The organism is Winogradskyella sp., assembly GCF_965228925.1.
In the GTDB taxonomy this organism is placed as follows: Bacteria; Bacteroidota; Bacteroidia; order Flavobacteriales; family Flavobacteriaceae; genus Winogradskyella.
In genome coordinates this window covers 5177801-5193450 of the sequence record NZ_OZ245845.1, presented here as the reverse complement: position 1 = coordinate 5193450, position 15650 = coordinate 5177801, and the positions used below count along the sequence as shown (strand labels likewise).

Annotated in this window: 12 protein-coding genes; 4 read left to right on the top strand and 8 right to left on the bottom strand. The window is 36.4% G+C overall.

What is annotated here, in order from left to right:
* Positions 1 to 111: 111 nt before the first annotated feature.
* The 3 genes from lysS to ACO052_RS21395 all read right to left on the bottom strand — a co-directional run bounded on the left by lysS (position 112) and on the right by ACO052_RS21395 (position 3483).
* On the bottom strand, positions 112 to 1800 hold the full coding sequence (gene lysS / locus ACO052_RS21405) for a lysine--tRNA ligase (RefSeq protein ID WP_422105841.1): 1689 nt from the start codon (positions 1798 to 1800) through the stop codon (positions 112 to 114).
* Positions 1801 to 1909: 109 nt separating this feature from the next.
* A complete protein-coding gene (locus ACO052_RS21400; protein WP_422105840.1) occupies positions 1910 to 2317 on the bottom strand; it encodes a DUF1573 domain-containing protein in 408 nt (135 codons plus the stop codon).
* A gap of 110 nt (positions 2318 to 2427) precedes the next feature.
* The gene (locus ACO052_RS21395; protein ID WP_422105839.1) at positions 2428 to 3483 is read right to left on the bottom strand and encodes a response regulator transcription factor; all 1056 of its coding nucleotides are present in this window, start codon (positions 3481 to 3483) and stop codon (positions 2428 to 2430) included.
* A 132-nt stretch (positions 3484 to 3615) separates the two neighbouring features.
* Between ACO052_RS21395 and ACO052_RS21390 the strand changes: the two genes are divergently transcribed.
* The 3 genes from ACO052_RS21390 (at position 3616) to lipB (ending at position 5356) form a co-directional block, all read left to right on the top strand.
* The gene (locus ACO052_RS21390; protein WP_422105838.1) at positions 3616 to 3774 is read left to right on the top strand and encodes a YqaE/Pmp3 family membrane protein; all 159 of its coding nucleotides are present in this window, start codon (positions 3616 to 3618) and stop codon (positions 3772 to 3774) included.
* Between the two features lie 93 nt (positions 3775 to 3867).
* Positions 3868 to 4665 (top strand): hypothetical protein, encoded by a 798-nt coding sequence (locus ACO052_RS21385; RefSeq protein WP_422105837.1) that lies wholly within the window; start codon positions 3868 to 3870, stop codon positions 4663 to 4665.
* Positions 4658 to 5356, top strand: a complete 699-nt coding sequence (lipB, locus tag ACO052_RS21380; RefSeq protein ID WP_422105836.1) for a lipoyl(octanoyl) transferase LipB — start codon at positions 4658 to 4660, stop codon at positions 5354 to 5356. The genes ACO052_RS21385 and lipB overlap by 8 nt, the downstream gene beginning before the upstream one ends.
* Here the strand turns inward: lipB and ACO052_RS21375 are convergent.
* The 5 genes from ACO052_RS21375 to ACO052_RS21355 all read right to left on the bottom strand — a co-directional run bounded on the left by ACO052_RS21375 (position 5353) and on the right by ACO052_RS21355 (position 12120).
* Positions 5353 to 6285 (bottom strand): ion channel, encoded by a 933-nt coding sequence (locus ACO052_RS21375; protein ID WP_422105835.1) that lies wholly within the window; start codon positions 6283 to 6285, stop codon positions 5353 to 5355. The two genes, lipB and ACO052_RS21375, sit on opposite strands and share 4 nt — an antisense overlap.
* Positions 6286 to 6328: 43 nt before the next feature.
* Positions 6329 to 7378 carry a nucleoid-associated protein gene (locus tag ACO052_RS21370; protein ID WP_422105834.1) on the bottom strand — a complete coding sequence of 350 codons (1050 nt, stop codon included), beginning with the start codon at positions 7376 to 7378 and terminating at the stop codon, positions 6329 to 6331.
* Between the two features lie 119 nt (positions 7379 to 7497).
* A complete protein-coding gene (locus ACO052_RS21365; RefSeq protein WP_422105833.1) occupies positions 7498 to 9045 on the bottom strand; it encodes an OmpA family protein in 1548 nt (515 codons plus the stop codon).
* Between the two features lie 81 nt (positions 9046 to 9126).
* Positions 9127 to 11487 (bottom strand): ribonuclease HII, encoded by a 2361-nt coding sequence (locus ACO052_RS21360; protein WP_422105832.1) that lies wholly within the window; start codon positions 11485 to 11487, stop codon positions 9127 to 9129.
* Positions 11488 to 11517: 30 nt separating this feature from the next.
* Positions 11518 to 12120, bottom strand: a complete 603-nt coding sequence (locus ACO052_RS21355) for a ribonuclease HII (RefSeq protein ID WP_422108091.1) — start codon at positions 12118 to 12120, stop codon at positions 11518 to 11520.
* Positions 12121 to 12337: 217 nt separating this feature from the next.
* On the opposite strand from ACO052_RS21355, the gene ACO052_RS21350 reads away from it, so the two are divergent.
* Entirely contained in the window at positions 12338 to 15640 is a 3303-nt protein-coding gene (locus ACO052_RS21350) for a SusC/RagA family TonB-linked outer membrane protein (RefSeq protein ID WP_422105831.1), read from the top strand.
* Positions 15641 to 15650: the final 10 nt, after the last annotated feature.

Below are 15650 nucleotides of genomic sequence, written 5' to 3'. Positions count from 1 at the left end.
CTAAAATTAGGTTTTTTTAATCGCTAACAAAGGTATTTGATGTTAAATCTTAACATAAAAAAAGGAACCGCTATAGATGATTCCTTTTTTATTGAGATATGTTTTGGTGTATTAGATAAGTTCTACGAACAAACCTTCCTCAGTTTTTTCAACCTTAGTTAAGCCATGTTTGCCTAAACCTTTAATGCCCTTATCCCAACCTTTATTGCTTAAGCCAGATTTTGATTTCAATTCACTTAAGTCCATGCGTTTTTGAGATTTTAAAATCTCAAAAATGGCCTTTTCATTATCATTTAAAGCAACTTGCTTCTTTTCTGGTCGCATCTGCGGGAAGAACAATACTTCCTGAATACTCTGATTATTGGTTAAGAACATCACCAAACGGTCCATGCCAATACCCATACCAGAGGTAGGTGGCATGCCGTATTCTAAGGCACGTAAAAAGTCATAATCAATGGTTCCGGTAGCTTCATCATCCCCCTTCTTTGCCAATTCTAATTGGTGCTCAAAACGCTCACGCTGATCGATGGGATCGTTTAACTCAGAATAGGCGTTGGCGATTTCTTTACCACAAACCATCAACTCAAAGCGCTCAGTTAATTCAGGATTTTCGCGGTGTTCTTTACATAAAGGACTCATCTCTTTTGGATAGTCGGTAATGAATGTGGGCTGTATATAGTTACCCTCACACTTCTCACCAAAAATTTCATCGATAAGCTTGCCTTTACCCATGGTGTCATCGACTTCGATATCCATATCTTTGGCAGCAGTTCGGATCTCATCCTCAGACTTTCCATCGATATCAAACCCAGTAAACTCTAAAATAGAATCACGCATGGTGACGCGCTTGTAAGGGGCTTTAAAATCGATGTCGTGGTCTCCAAAAGTCGCCTTCGTTGTCCCATTAACGGCAATGGCACAATGCTCCAATAGTTTTTCGCAGAAGTCCATCATCCAATTGTAATCCTTATAGGCTACATAGATTTCCATAGCCGTAAACTCAGGATTATGGGTTCTGTCCATCCCTTCATTTCGGAAGTTTTTAGAAAACTCATAGACGCCTTCAAAGCCACCAACAATTAAACGCTTTAAATACAACTCGTTGGCAATACGCATATATAAGGGAATATCCAAACTGTTATGATGCGTTACGAATGGACGCGCAGCAGCACCTCCAGCAATAGGTTGGAGAATGGGTGTTTCTACTTCAAAATAGCCAGCATCATTAAAAAACTGACGCATGGCATTAAACAACTTTGTGCGCTTTACGAACACATCTTTTACATGAGGGTTTACCGCCAAATCGGCATAACGCTGTCTGTAACGCTGTTCGGGATCCGTAAATGCATCATAGGTAACCCCATCCTTTTGTTTGGGAATTGGCAACGGTTTTAAGGCTTTACTCAACAACTTAAAATGCTTAACCATGACCGTCTTTTCTCCGACTTTAGTCGTAAAAAGTTCTCCTTCGATACCGACAAAATCCCCTAAATCAATTAATTTTTTAAAGACATCGTTATACAGTGTTTTGTCCTCACCAGGACAGATTTCATCACGGTTAAAATAGACTTGAATACGACCTTCGCTATCTTGCAATTGTGCAAAAGAAGCCTTTCCTTGGATATTGATAGCCATTAGTCGACCTGCGATAATCACCTGTTTACCTTCCTCAAAATCAGATTTTATCTGTTGGGATGTATGATTAACTGGGTATAAATCGGCTGGATAGGGATTAATGCCTAGAGCACGTAATTTTTCTAACTTTTCGCGTCGTACTAATTCTTGTTCTGAAAGTTGCATTCTCGTAATTTTAGAACTGCAAAATTACGTTATTTCTTTAAAGTATAAAACAAAGAAAACTGCTAAGAATCTTAGGAGTCCTAGCAGTTTTGTCTGTGTAATTATGACCTTATTTTGAAGCCACAATGTTTCCCTTAATTTTTAGGATTTTGTTACCTCCTTCGGCATTAGACATCACGGTAACCGTTTTGGTAAAAGCGCCTACCCTTTTGGTATCGTACTTAATTTCTAACTCACCAGATTCCCCTGGTAAAATAGGAGCTTTAGAGTAGCTAGGTACTGTGCATCCACAACTTGTCTTTACTTTGGTAATGAGTAAAGGAGCATCACCTGTATTGGTAAACATGAAGATTTTAGTACCATCGGAATTTTGCGCTATAGTACCATAGTCAATAATTTCCGTTTCAAATTCGATAACTGCGACTTTTGTATCGAACTTATCGATTTCTGCAGGTGCCGCGTTAAAAAGACCGAAGACTAATGTAAATAAAACTAGAAGGTTTAATGTTCGTTTCATGATATAAAAAAATTTATGATTAATACTGAAGCAAACATCAAAATTATCTTCAAGAAATTTTAAGATTTACGGTTGGAAATCGGTACTAGTACCTGGTTTGAATTTTATAACTATCTAGCAAACAGTGACTTTGCGTCGTCACGAGATTGTACGTTTAATTTTTTATAGATGTTGTTGGTGTGTGATTTTACGGTACTCACACTCAAAAATAAGGCTTCGGCAATGTCTTTATTGGTTTTGTCTTGCAATAAATGCTCCAAGACGACCTGCTCTTGTTTTGATAGTTTGGCCTTTAAATCTTCAGTTTTAGATTGCTTTGTCTTCCAATACCGATATAACAGCAAAGTATTTAATAAAAGGGAAAAGATTAGAAGTATATAGAGGTAAATATTGCTAGAACTTGGTACATTTCCAACGTAGGAGGCCATCATGTAGCGATCTGCAGCTAATTCATTCTTGTATTGAATCGTATATGGGGCATTGGGGTATGTATGCTCAAGTCGGGTTTTAAGATGGTCGTAATAGGGATTGTTTTGTAAGTCTTCGACATAATGATTGTGTAAGTCACTACTTCTATCTGATAAATAAGCATAAATAGCAAGTTCAGCAATGGGTTCGTTTAACGCTTCTCCAAAATCCTGAAGTGTTTTGAACCATTTTTTATTATTCAATTTCCTGTTGGCTTCACTTCTTACCTCGCTATAGGCAAAGCGCATTTCATTTTTGAGAGAATCTATTTTTAGGAAGGCATTGGCTTTGGGGTTGCTCGATTCAATTTCACAGAATATCTGGTTGCCAAATGAAAATGGAAGATTGAGAGTGTCCGTATTTTTGGCGATAAATAATAGTTCTTCACTATCACTACAATGGCCATTAAAATGATTGATATCTTGCTGGTTTTCGGAGCATTTGTCGACATGAATACGATAAATCCGATGTTCAATGTCTAATATATTACCCTTAAACTCGAAGAAACCCGTATCATCGGCTGTCGTTTTTGCAATAATTTGCTCGGAATACACACCGGACATTTTACGGTAATCCTCAACGATTGAGAGATAGACCGTATTTTGAGGTTCGTCAGGATTGATGAAACCTGAAAATGAATATTGGGCCTCACAATAAAGTGATGCTAATAAAAACAGTATTAAAATCCTGAATTGCATAAAACGAATCTACGTAATTTTAGAAGATTATAAATTGTTGAGCTCTAAAAAGTGTAACAATTTTAACAAAGTTACGTCCTATCGTTACATCAAATCAGTTCTGCTGAACGGGTTTTAGTATCAATCAAAATTATGAGTATCTGGCGTGTTATTTTAGCTATTATTTTTCCTCCTTTGGCCGTCTTTGACAAAGGTTGTGGATCTATTTTAATTACCTTTTTATTGTGGATTTGTGGTTGGGTTCCAGGGGTCATTGCAGCCTTGGTCATTCTCAATAACCCTGAACGATAATAACCTTTTTAATTTCCCCATAAGGGAAAAGCTTAAACCTTCTATTCGTGCTTTTTTGGCTATCTTTGTACTCTTTAAAACCATAAAGCACAAATGAAAAAATTATACCTTTTATTCGCTTTAGCGGCATTTATATGTAGTTGTAGCGTTACCGAGTCCATCGTTTTTAATGATAGTCAATCTGGAGAATACTTAATAACCTATGAAATGGGCGATGCAATGAAAGCCTTCGAAGAGCAAATGGGAGGTGGGGCTGCAAATTCTGAAAAGAAAGAAAAAGGCGAGGTCATGGATACGACTATGGTTTTTGCAGATATTATGGAAACTTACAAAGATAGTATTGCAGCGCTACCAGAAGATAAACGCCTAGCTATGGAGGCCGTAAGGGATATGTTTATGACCATGAAAGTAGACGAAGATAAAGGGATAATGGATATGGGAGTTGGGTTGAATTTTAACTCTTTAGAGGATTTAAAGGATATTCAAGACAAAATAAACAAGGTGCAAAGTCTTAACGATCAAGGAGATCAGCTGGATGCCTTAAAGAATGGATCACCAATTGGTAAATTTATGGGATCGGATGATGAAAGGGTGACCTATAACATGACTTCCAGCGGGTTTGAAAGAACCACTATTGTCGATGCGATTGATGACGAGTCTATGGGTGAACTTTTTGACGAAACTGATGAAAATGATAAAGAGTTAATGCAGTATTTTGAAGAGTCCTATTACACCGTTAAGTTAACATTTCCTAAAGCTGTAAAATCAGTATCCTTTAAAGATGCAGAAATTTCTGAGGACCGAAAAACGGTGACTTATAATGCTAATTGGATTAACTACTTAAAAAACCCTTTACTTTTAGATATAAAAGTTGAGTTCGTGGATGAATAAAACCATAAAATTTGAAGATTTAGGCTTAAGGGATTTTAAGGCAACTTGGGACTATCAAGAACATCTTTTTAAAGCCATTTTAGATACCAAAATTAGAAATAGAAGGGAAGCTGCAGGTTTAGAAACAGACAATCACTTTCTCTTCGTGGAGCATCCGCATGTCTATACCTTGGGTAAAAGTGGTGATTTGTCCAACCTCTTACTCACCGAGGAACAGCTAGCCGAAAAGGGAGCGACCTTTTATAAGATTAATAGAGGAGGCGATATTACATATCACGGTCCGGGCCAAATAGTTGGTTATCCTATTTTAGATCTGGATAACTTTTTTACAGATATTCATAAATACTTAAGGTTTTTAGAAGAAGTTATTATTCTTACCCTTGCAGACTACGGATTAAAAACAGAGCGTAGTCCTGGAGAAACGGGAGTATGGTTAGATGTAGGGACCCCTTTTGCGCGCAAAATTTGTGCGATGGGAGTCCGTGCCAGTCGCTGGGTTACTATGCATGGTTTTGCATTAAATGTCAATGCCAATTTGGGGTATTTTGACCATATTATTCCCTGTGGTATTCGTGGTAAAGCTGTCACTTCTTTACATAACGAATTAGGGGTTGCTGTTGTTGATGAAGCCGAAGTAAAAAAGACGCTTTTAAAGCATTTTGAAGCGCTTTTTGAGGCGGAGTTTATTTAGTTAAGTTCTGCGTCCCTACTCTCATTAATTTTACTGACATCAATTAGGGTTTTTCCGTTGGCACGTTGGCCTGCATACACAAATTTTTGCCCCCATTCTACTTCTTTGGGTTTATAAGAGGATCTAGAATATACCATTTGCCCAGAAGATTCATCAAAGGCCTTGAGCATGGCAATAAACTCAAAATCCTTTTTGTGGTAATCGTCCTCACTTAGTTTATAAAGTGGACTGTTTTTATCTATGGGATGCACAATAGTCCACATGGAAGGGAAGAAACGCACTTTTTCACGCTCTAAATCAAGAATATGAAAATCGCGTAATTCGGAGTTTTCACGTTTCATGGAGACACTTACATTAACTTCAACATCTAACAACTCATTTTTTTGAGGATTAATCAATCTGAACATAAATCCATTGATATCATGATATGGGGCAATTACAGCCTTGTCGCTATATCTTATTTTAGATATGGGTTTAGAGAATCGCCCATAAAGCAAGCCAGTAGCCAATGCAAAAAACAAAAGTCCGAGTAAGGACTCAGTGGCCGCTACAATATTGGCAGGTAGGCCAAGTGGTGCAACTCTTCCGTAGCCTAAGGTGGTAATGGTCTGTGCACTAAAAAAGAAAGCCTCCATGAACTCCTCAAAAGGGGTCATACCTTGAGTTCCTGTCAGGTTCTCTACACCAATTATAGTGTAGATTGTGGCAAAAAGGAAATTGACAATAAAATAACCAAGAATAATAAATCCAAAGAAGTGCGACCATTTCATGGTGACCAAGCTGTGGAAAAAGTTGAGACGTTCAAAAAATGGGATGTTGGTTTTTTCAATATTAAAACTTCCATCCTTGTTTAAAGCGCGAAAACCTTCGGAAGACGACTTTTCTCCTAAACCAAAATCACTAAATGCTTCTTTTTTCTGTTTTGCCATGGTCACGCCTCTAAATTAGTAAAAAGAACAGAACCACACCTGTCTAAGATTCAGCATTAAAAAATACCTTATAATAGTGCATTTTCTTTTCTTCATCATAACCTCGCTCAAGATATTCTGCGGAAGCATCTGGGGCATCAACATCGAGCTTTATTTGTATGTGCGTATCTAATTTTATTTCAGTTTTTATCTTTTGCTTCTGCTTTTTTAAAACACGCTCTGAGACATCAAACTGATTTCTTATGAGGACGTTGTGCTCCGCTTCATAGGTTTTTTTATAATCTTCAAAAAGCTGTATTTGATCTTCTTCATCAAAAACGTCTTCTTTAAAAGTATCGATATTTACAATGTCATTTTCTTTGAAGAAATCAACGATTTTGGCCAAGAAATTACTTTGTTCTTGACCGCCAAAATTGGGTTGTAATACCTCTTTAGAAAATTCTCTACAAAGTTCTATACAATGCTTTGTGTGCTGATTACTATCGTCTGGGTATTTAATGTTTAGAAAGCTCTTAATCCAGTACTGGGTATCGTAAGTATTGTTGTCAATACTGAAGACAATCTTGCCTTCCATATCGGCAGTGTTCAGTACCAAACAGCCTTTGTCAACTTTCTTTGCTTGAATGCCTTTTTGCACAAAAATATCATAATTGCCATCTTCTAGATAGGTTTGGAAGAATTCGGTCTTATTTTCAATTTTATAGATGCCAATAGCCTCAGTGAAATAGTCTTCGTACTGAATATTCTCAAAATGGCATATCAATACATCTCCCGTTTTTATTTGCGCGGAATTACTTTGTTCAAATAGATGTGTAACGATATGTTTAGAAACATCTACAAAGTCGGCCTCCTCTTTAAAAAGTTGTTCAGTATACGTATTGATTTCATTGAGACCAATATCACTATGATGATGAAACCGGTAGCTTTCTGCGATATTGGTAAATGGCCTTAACAGATATGGTAATATGAGATTATAAGTAGCTTCGTCAAAGTTTACTGCAGTATTTGAGAATGCATTTTTAGTATCATTAAATTTATTGCCAACCTTATGAATAATACAGCTTTTTATAGCTGCTTTTTGTCGTTTTATCATTTAAATAAATAGAAGAAAGAATTTAGTTGCAATACTACAAAAGTATAAGGTTATAACTAAAGAAACGCCAAAATTAATTGGCGTTTCCAAGACTTAGGGACTTCGAGATTTGGTTACCGTTATATTTTTACAAACTCGACACGTCTGTTTTGTGCTTTTCCATCTGTAGTATTATTATCACCGACAGGCTGTGTCTCGCCTTTACCTTCGGTGGTTAAGCGATCCTTGGAAATATTATATAGATTTACCAAAGCTTCTTTTACGGCATCGGCTCGTTCTTTTGACAGCTTTAAATTAACATCATCAGAACCATCAGAATCGGTATGGCCGATGATATTAAGTTTTATGTTTTGATCTTGCATTAAGACCTGCGAAATTTGCCTCACGATTCCAAGGGATCGCGGTTGAATATTGGCGGAACCGGAATCGAATAAAATACCATTAGTGGAGATGCGACCTTCTGCCATCAGTTTGCGTCTTAGATCGACGCCTCCCTCAGCGACTTTTAGATTAGAAATGAATAGGCGATCCGTGCCATCTCTCATTCCCAAAAGATTGAATTTGATAGTGCTTAATACCTTATTTGGAGCAATAAATTGTGGGATATCAATATATTTTTTTTGATTGACCCATAGGCGATAACGTCTTTTGTTTACAGCTATAGAAATATGTGGTTTATTTAATATAGCTGTTCTTAAATCGGTATTTATGCCAGAATTGATAATGGTTTCGCCGTTGACTCTATTGTATACCCTAATATCAAAGGCTCCAAATTGACCCAAAGGAAGCTCTGAGGAAGCTCTATTCTTACCATCTTTAAAAGTGTCATTATCATCTAAAGTGATATTCAATCTTGCCGTTGAAGAGGTTCGATTATCAACTATGGCCAGTATATCAAATTCAATGGTATATTCTTCGGGCAAAGCCTGAGAAAGAAGAGGTATAAATTTAATCCCGTAACCACCTTTTAGTTCAAACCATTTGCCTTCAACACTTCCGACGGTAACGATTTCACCGGTGCCGTTGGTATTCCATTTGCTTGGAAAATCACCTATAAAATCCTGAGAAAAATCATCGAAATAAATGAGTTTATCACCAGGGACAAAATCGAACTTGCTATAGATTTCTAAATCATCCGAAATATTTGAAGGCGTTTCTTGACTTTTATTTTCTGATGCACCTTTTTCATCAGTAGACGTGTTTGAAGTTTCTTGAGTCTCATTAGCATCAGTTTCATTATGGTCTTCCTCACTTTCTTTAGATTCTCTTTCTCTTTGGCCTAACAACAGTTCTTTGGTCGTTTTAATACTGTACTTTAAAGCCTTTTTCGCTTTATTCACTTGAAGTGTAGCCTTGCTTTGTTTCATAAATCCAACACCATCTAAATCTTTAATGATGTCAGGAGCACTCTCGCTCAAGGAAGAAAGTTCATCTAAGGCGTCTTCAAGCACATCTATATCATCATCTTCGAGTGGTGTTCCCGATGCTGCATAGCCGTCGTATTTATAGACCTTATCGTATAAATCAAAAGACTCTCTAACAAAGTTGTCGACACTTGCTACGCCAACACGACTTTTAGGACGTTTTATCTTTTTGGTTTGGGCATTGAGAGTGGGTATAATAAGAAGAACAACGCAAAACGCAAGGAGAGCTTTTGAGGTTTTCATTTTAAGTAATTGATTAATAGCCGACTAAAAATAAGAATAACTATTCAATCTAAAAAATGAAATGTATAATTGGCTATGGATTTAGTATAACTTGTAAACAATTATCGTCCTATCATCACTTAGCGTTATAAGCTCTAAACCTTTTGCTTTATCGAGCTTTTGTAGCTCAGCCGACGACGTTCCAAAAATTGGAAAGTTAGGAATTGATTTGGCTTGACTATCGAATAAATAAACTTTTTTGGATTGTAAATCCGTGGTGGTGACATAGATTTTGTCATTCAGATAAATAATTCTAGGTGGGGTGTAATCACCATAGTCCAAATCAATACTTCTAGATTTTATGTTCAATTGGTTGTCTATCATAGAGACTAAAGTCTTACTCGTTGCTACCATATTGTGCTGCTCCATGAGGTTAAGATTTTTAGTGCTTAATTTGCCCTTGGTGTCGACCTGTACTAATTGTCCCAGCGTATTTGTACAGGTAAATTTATTCTTATAGAGGTATAATTCGTTTTCGGAGAAGCGAATTTTATCTTTAACATTAATTCTTGTAAGACCTTGGCGATTAAGAATTTTTAGTTGATCTCCCGCAGCAAAAGCGATATAGTCTTTACTCCCTATCCTAAAGTGCTTTGGCTGGGTCGAAATGTCTAAGCCATTACTTTTATAGTTGAATCCATTTACAATTCGCCCTTTAGCATCATACATTAAAAGCTGTTTGCCCTGAGTAACTAATAATCTATAGTTTTTGCGTTTGTCATAATCAAAAACTGAAAGCGGCTGTGTAATCTCATCGTTAAATTTATGAGGAAAAGGAGAAACATCGTTTCCGTTTCTGTCTAATACATACAGGCGCTTAGGGGTTGCAAAAGCCAGTTGTAACCTCCCGTTTTTATACATGTCGATTTGTTCGATTTTCCCAAGGATTTTTCCTTGTAAGCGCTTTTTCCAAAGGATATTGCCAGAACTTGAGATAAGGTATAGTACATTGTCCACGTCCTGTACGACAATATCATGCGCTTTCGTTATATGGTTTTTTACAGTTTGAGGAGGGGAAATGATCGCTGCATCTACAGATGTTGTAAACGTTTCTGAAACCGAATTAAAAGAAGTTCTTTTATTGAATTCTTGGATAACACCACTAATATGAGCATAGTTGTTTTCATATACAAACTGCACAACGTTAGCGTCATATCCTTTGGTGTTTGTACCTAGAACATCTGACAGGCTTTCACCATTTTTAAAAATAAACATTGAGGCTTCGTCACTGATATTCTGGCTAATGTTTTTAAATGCGTCAGAATTGGCAATAGTATTGTTACTCAGAACTGAAGAAATAATGGATTTCAAATTCTCGATATTGTTCGAAAATATAATGAAATCATCATATTTTAAGAAATACTTGGAATTTTCAAATGCTATAAATGGTTGTAATCGCGATTTAAAAAATGCCGTGTTGTTAAATTCGTAGATATCTATAGCTCTATAGGTCTCTACATATGATTTCTCTTCTATGGTTTCCAGGACAATGTCTGCATCTAAAGAATGAACAATTACGGCATTATCAATCAATGCGATTTCATTGGTGAAATTTAAGAAGGTTTGAGTACTGTCGATTTCTGATGATCTTAGTTGATTAAGGTTATCTTGGAAAATTGAAAAATCATCGTAAGCAACACTCAATAACGACTTTGTTTTAGAGGGGGCAACACTTAGAGAATTTGTTCTCTGAGGAACAGTATTTTTAAAACTCTTAATATAATGTGATGTGGAATCTCCTGAACTAATAATACCATTATAAGCAATGTTTTTTTCAGAAAAATTTAAATCAAGAACAGCATAGTTCTTGGTGCTACTTCCAGGTTTGGAAAATAAGAGTTTGGAATAATCGGGGGAATCGGTTCTAAAGATCAAAGATGCTATGGACTCGGGATCTGTAGATTTAGTTAACCCCGTTAGTTCTTTATTTTCATTTTTTGCATTGAGTGTTTTTAAGATGTCCAGATTATTCGATGCCATAAAGTAATGACCAAGGACTTTATGATAAAAAACCGTGGTGTCAATTTGCGTTTTTTTAATCTTGAGGTTTTTTAAAGTTTCAGAAACGTGATTTGGGATGGAATCGATCATAAATAACGTTGAATCATTCTCGGTTAAAATGAGATAATCTGAACTCGATTCGTTTAAAAAAGCAACACTAACTTGCTTGGTAGTATTGAGATGTTCCAAAAGCGCTAAAGACGTTTTTAACTCCTTATTATATATACCCGATAAAATATTGTGATTTTTTATGCTTTTAGCAAAGTCGTTAAGGTCATTTATTAAGATGACGGTATTCGTTTTTGACGGGAGGAATTGATTGGGGGAAGTTATATTGTCATAATTCTTTTGACACGCTACAATAAGAGATAACAAGACCAATAAAAAACCAAATCGCTTCATTGAGATAGATATATGTGCAAATATAAAAAGTTATAGGTCCAAACGGTACTGCTCTGGTAATAATCTAAATGATTTTCTGTGGTATTTGGTTATACCATATTTTTGAATGGCAGCTCTGTGTTCTTTTGTTGGGTATCCTTTATTTTGCTTCCAATTGTACATCGGATATTCCTGATGAATTTTTTCCATGTAAGCATCACGGCGAGTTTTTGCTAAGATGGATGCGGCAGCAATGTTTAGATATTTGCGATCTCCTTTAATTATGGTTTTGTGAGGAATACTTTGGTAGGGTTTAAACTTATTGCCATCTACGATTATAAAATTTGGGGGCACTTTAAGTTTTGAGATAGAGACATGCATTGCTTTGATGGATGCATTTAAAATATTAATGGTGTCAATGTCATTTTCATAAATATGCGCAAAGGCAAATGCTATGGCTTCGCTTTCAATGACCGTTTTTAATAGGTCTCTTTTTTTCTTTGAAAGTTGCTTTGAATCATTTAAGGCGCCATTGCTATAATCTAGCGGTAAAATAACGGCGGCAGCTGTAACGGGACCAGCCAAACAACCTCTACCAGCTTCATCGGTACCACATTCAAAATTGAAGGAGGAAAATTGTGTTCTTAATTCCAAAAGTTGATCTTGTTTAAACAAAGTTAAAATTTTCACGCAACCCTTTTACAGTTTTTGCATCTTAATGTTGAGTTAGATGTTATAAACATTAAACAAAATGATTTGTTGTCTTTGTTAGCAAAATCGCAAAAGCCTTAACATTTTTTTGGCAAAAAGGCTTGTTTATTTAATATTAAATTAAGATGTTTGCAACTAGACTAACTCAAATAATTGTTTTATGAAATTAAAGTTAACATGGTTATTAACGCTTTTCATGGCGTTCGTGATGCAATTTTCTTTTGCACAAGAAAAAATGGTCACAGGTACAGTTACTACAGCTTCAGATGGACTTCCCCTTCCTGGTGCTAGTGTAAGTGTAAAGGGTACTTCAAAAGGTGCTCAAACAGATTTTGATGGTAAGTATACCGTTGGAGTCGTAATAGGAGATGTTTTAGTGATATCTTATGTTGGTATGCAAGCTGTAGAAATTACAGTAGGTGATGCCAATGTTTACGACGTAGCCTTAGAAGAGGGTAATACTCTTGATGAGGTAGTTGTCGTTGGATATAGTAAAACAACAAAAGAGTCATTTACAGGTACAGCCGCGGTTGTTGATATGGAGGGCGTTGAAGATAAAGTAGTATCTAACGTTACCCAAGCACTTAGAGGTGAGGTTGCCGGTGTAAATGTTATCACACGTAGTGGTGCTCCAGGAGCTACTGCCGAAGTACGAATTAGAGGTTTTGGTTCCATTAATGGTAATACCCTTCCGCTTTATATCGTAGACGGTGCTCCTATAGATGGTAATGCTACTGGGGTAATACAATCCATTAACCCTTCCGATATTGAGAACATGGTCGTTCTAAAAGATGCGGCAGCAACGTCTATCTATGGGTCTCGTGGTGCTAATGGTGTTATCTTAATTACGACAAAGCAAGGTAAAGCAGGAACTTCTAGAATTTCTGTAGATGTAACAACGAGTGTTAATACGCTGTTTTTACCTGAATACGATGTCATCACATCTCCAGAAGAATATATCGAGATAGAGTGGCAAGCTCTAAGAACAAAAGGTATTCTTACTGGTCAAGCAGATCCTGCGGCATGGGCAAGTGCTAACTTGTATGGTGATGGAACAGGTGAGACCATTAATACACTTTATAATATCTGGAACGTTTCAGGTGACCAATTGATTAACCCTGCTACAGGTAGATTTAATCAAGGTGTACAACGTCGTTTTTCTCCAACCTTATGGAGAGATGCTGCGTTTGATACTGGTATTAGAACTGAAGCGAACTTACAGTTTTCAGGGGGTAACGAAACAACTAAATTCGCAACCTCTCTTGGATATGTTGATGATGAAGGTTTCGCAATCAACTCAAGTTATAAGCGTTATTCTGTAAGATTAAATTTAGAACACAAACCTAAGGATTGGTTAACAATTGGAGGTAATATAGCTTGGACAGGCGCGCGTAGCACAAACTCAGGAACACAAGGTTCGGCTGGTAGTTCGGCAAACCCGTTTGCTTTAGTATATACAACGCCTGCTATTTACGATGTATTCTTAAGAGATACAGATGGTAATTTAGTGCCAGATCCAATTTTTGGTGGTAGCCAGTTTGATTTTGGTGCTGTGACAGGACGACGTGCATGGAACGCGACTAATGGTATTGCATTGGCAACTTATGATTTAACACAATCTGATATTACAACCATCTTAGGAAACTTTAATGTAGGTATTGATATTACAGATTGGTTATCTTTTGAGATGCGTTACAGTGGTCAGTACGATCAAAGAATCAATACAAATAGAAACAACCAATTTTACGGTGGTGCTGCTAACTCAGGTGGTAGCTTATTCTTAGATGATGATTTAAGAACCAATCAAAACTTCTTACAATTATTACGTTTCCAAAAAGCATTTGGAGATCATGATGTAGAAGTATTTGTAGCTCACGAATCTACAGAAGATCGTTTTAGAACAATCACGGGTGCAGCTGAGCGTGCAATTACTCCAGGATCGAATGATTTAAACCAATATACAACGCCTTTAGGTAGAGCTGGTTCATTTAGAACGGGTTGGACACTTGATAGTTATTTCTCTGGTTTAAATTACGATTATGCAGATAAGTATTTCTTAACTGGTTCTATAAGACGTGATGGATCATCAAGATTCTTAAATAACAAGTGGGGTACTTTCGGTTCTGTTGGTTTAGGATGGATCGTTACCAAAGAAGATTTCATGTCTAATGTAGGATCATTAGATTTCTTAAAGTTAAAAGCGAGTTATGGTGTTATTGGAGATACAGGTACAGCCTTGTTAAATGGTTTCCAAATATTTAACATCAACCAAGATCCTAACGGTAATATTTCTTATACAATCTCTAGCCAGGCGGCTAATCCAAACTTAACTTGGGAGACATCAAATGTTCTTCAGGTTGGTTTTGAGAGTACTTGGTTTAATGGTAGATTAGGTGTTGATGTCGATTTTTATGACAAGCGTACTGTAGATCTTATTCAGATTGCCAACTTAGCGCCATCATCTGGACAACAAACAATCCGTTACAATAGTGGTGAGTTATTGAACCAAGGTTTAGAATTTAATATCAATGCTAAGATTGTAGAAAAAGATAATTTTAGATTCTCAATTAACTTAAACGGTGAGACCTTTAAAAATGAGGTTCTAGAAATGCCAACAGATCCTTTCTCTGGTGAAAAGGCAATTTTCGATGATTTCAATAACATTGCAGAAGGACAATCGCAGTGGGATTGGTATATGAGAGAATGGGCTGGTGTTGACCCTGCAAATGGTGAAGCATTATGGTACATGTACTATGTTGATGACAATAATAACGGTGTTTTCGATTCTGGAGAACTATCAACGTTCAATGGTGGAACTTTCGAAGTAGATGTAGATGGTGATGGACAAAATGATAATGCATCGGGTAACCTTTTTGAATATCAAACTTTAGTGCCAAATGCTAATGTTCGCAGAACTACAACAAATAATATTCAAGATGCCACTCCATTATTTACAGGTAAATCTGCAATACCAGATTTAAGAGGTGGTTTCCGATTAAATTTTGGATTTAAGAATTTAGATATAGCTGCTCAATTTAGCTACAATATTGGCGGTTATACTTTAGATAGAGGTTATCAAGTATTGATGGATAATGACTTGATTGGTGCTAATAACTACCATACAGATATTAGAAATGCATGGACTACACCAGGTCAAATTACGGATGTACCTAGAACATCTGCTAATTTTGGCAATGACGGTCAACAGAATTCAACGTCAACACGTTTCTTAACAAAGGCTGATTTCTTTTCGTTGAATAACGTAAATATTAATTACAGATTATCACAGTCTATTGTTGAGTCAATGGGATTAGAAGCGGTTAGCCTATTCTTATCAGGTGATAACTTAATGTTCTTAAGTAGACGTGATGGTCTAAATCCAAGTACGGCTATTGGTACGACGAATTCAGGTATTTATATGCCTTTAACGACCTTTAGTGTGGGTGCAAAAGTTCAATTTTAAAAAAAAGCGA

Excerpts from the sequence above, each read along its gene's own strand:
- ACO052_RS21395 (WP_422105839.1), bottom strand. The coding sequence starts at position 3,483 with ATGCAATTCAGGATTTTAATACTGTTTTTATTAGCATCACTTTATTGT.
- lipB (WP_422105836.1), top strand. The coding sequence starts at position 4,658 with ATGAATAAAACCATAAAATTTGAAGATTTAGGCTTAAGGGATTTTAAG.
- ACO052_RS21360 (WP_422105832.1), bottom strand. The coding sequence starts at position 11,487 with ATGAAGCGATTTGGTTTTTTATTGGTCTTGTTATCTCTTATTGTAGCG.
- ACO052_RS21370 (WP_422105834.1), bottom strand. The coding sequence starts at position 7,378 with ATGATAAAACGACAAAAAGCAGCTATAAAAAGCTGTATTATTCATAAG.
- lysS (WP_422105841.1), bottom strand. The coding sequence starts at position 1,800 with ATGCAACTTTCAGAACAAGAATTAGTACGACGCGAAAAGTTAGAAAAA.
- ACO052_RS21375 (WP_422105835.1), bottom strand. The coding sequence starts at position 6,285 with ATGGCAAAACAGAAAAAAGAAGCATTTAGTGATTTTGGTTTAGGAGAA.
- ACO052_RS21350 (WP_422105831.1), top strand. The coding sequence starts at position 12,338 with ATGAAATTAAAGTTAACATGGTTATTAACGCTTTTCATGGCGTTCGTG.
- ACO052_RS21365 (WP_422105833.1), bottom strand. The coding sequence starts at position 9,045 with ATGAAAACCTCAAAAGCTCTCCTTGCGTTTTGCGTTGTTCTTCTTATT.
- ACO052_RS21385 (WP_422105837.1), top strand. The coding sequence starts at position 3,868 with ATGAAAAAATTATACCTTTTATTCGCTTTAGCGGCATTTATATGTAGT.
- ACO052_RS21400 (WP_422105840.1), bottom strand. The coding sequence starts at position 2,317 with ATGAAACGAACATTAAACCTTCTAGTTTTATTTACATTAGTCTTCGGT.
- ACO052_RS21390 (WP_422105838.1), top strand. The coding sequence starts at position 3,616 with ATGAGTATCTGGCGTGTTATTTTAGCTATTATTTTTCCTCCTTTGGCC.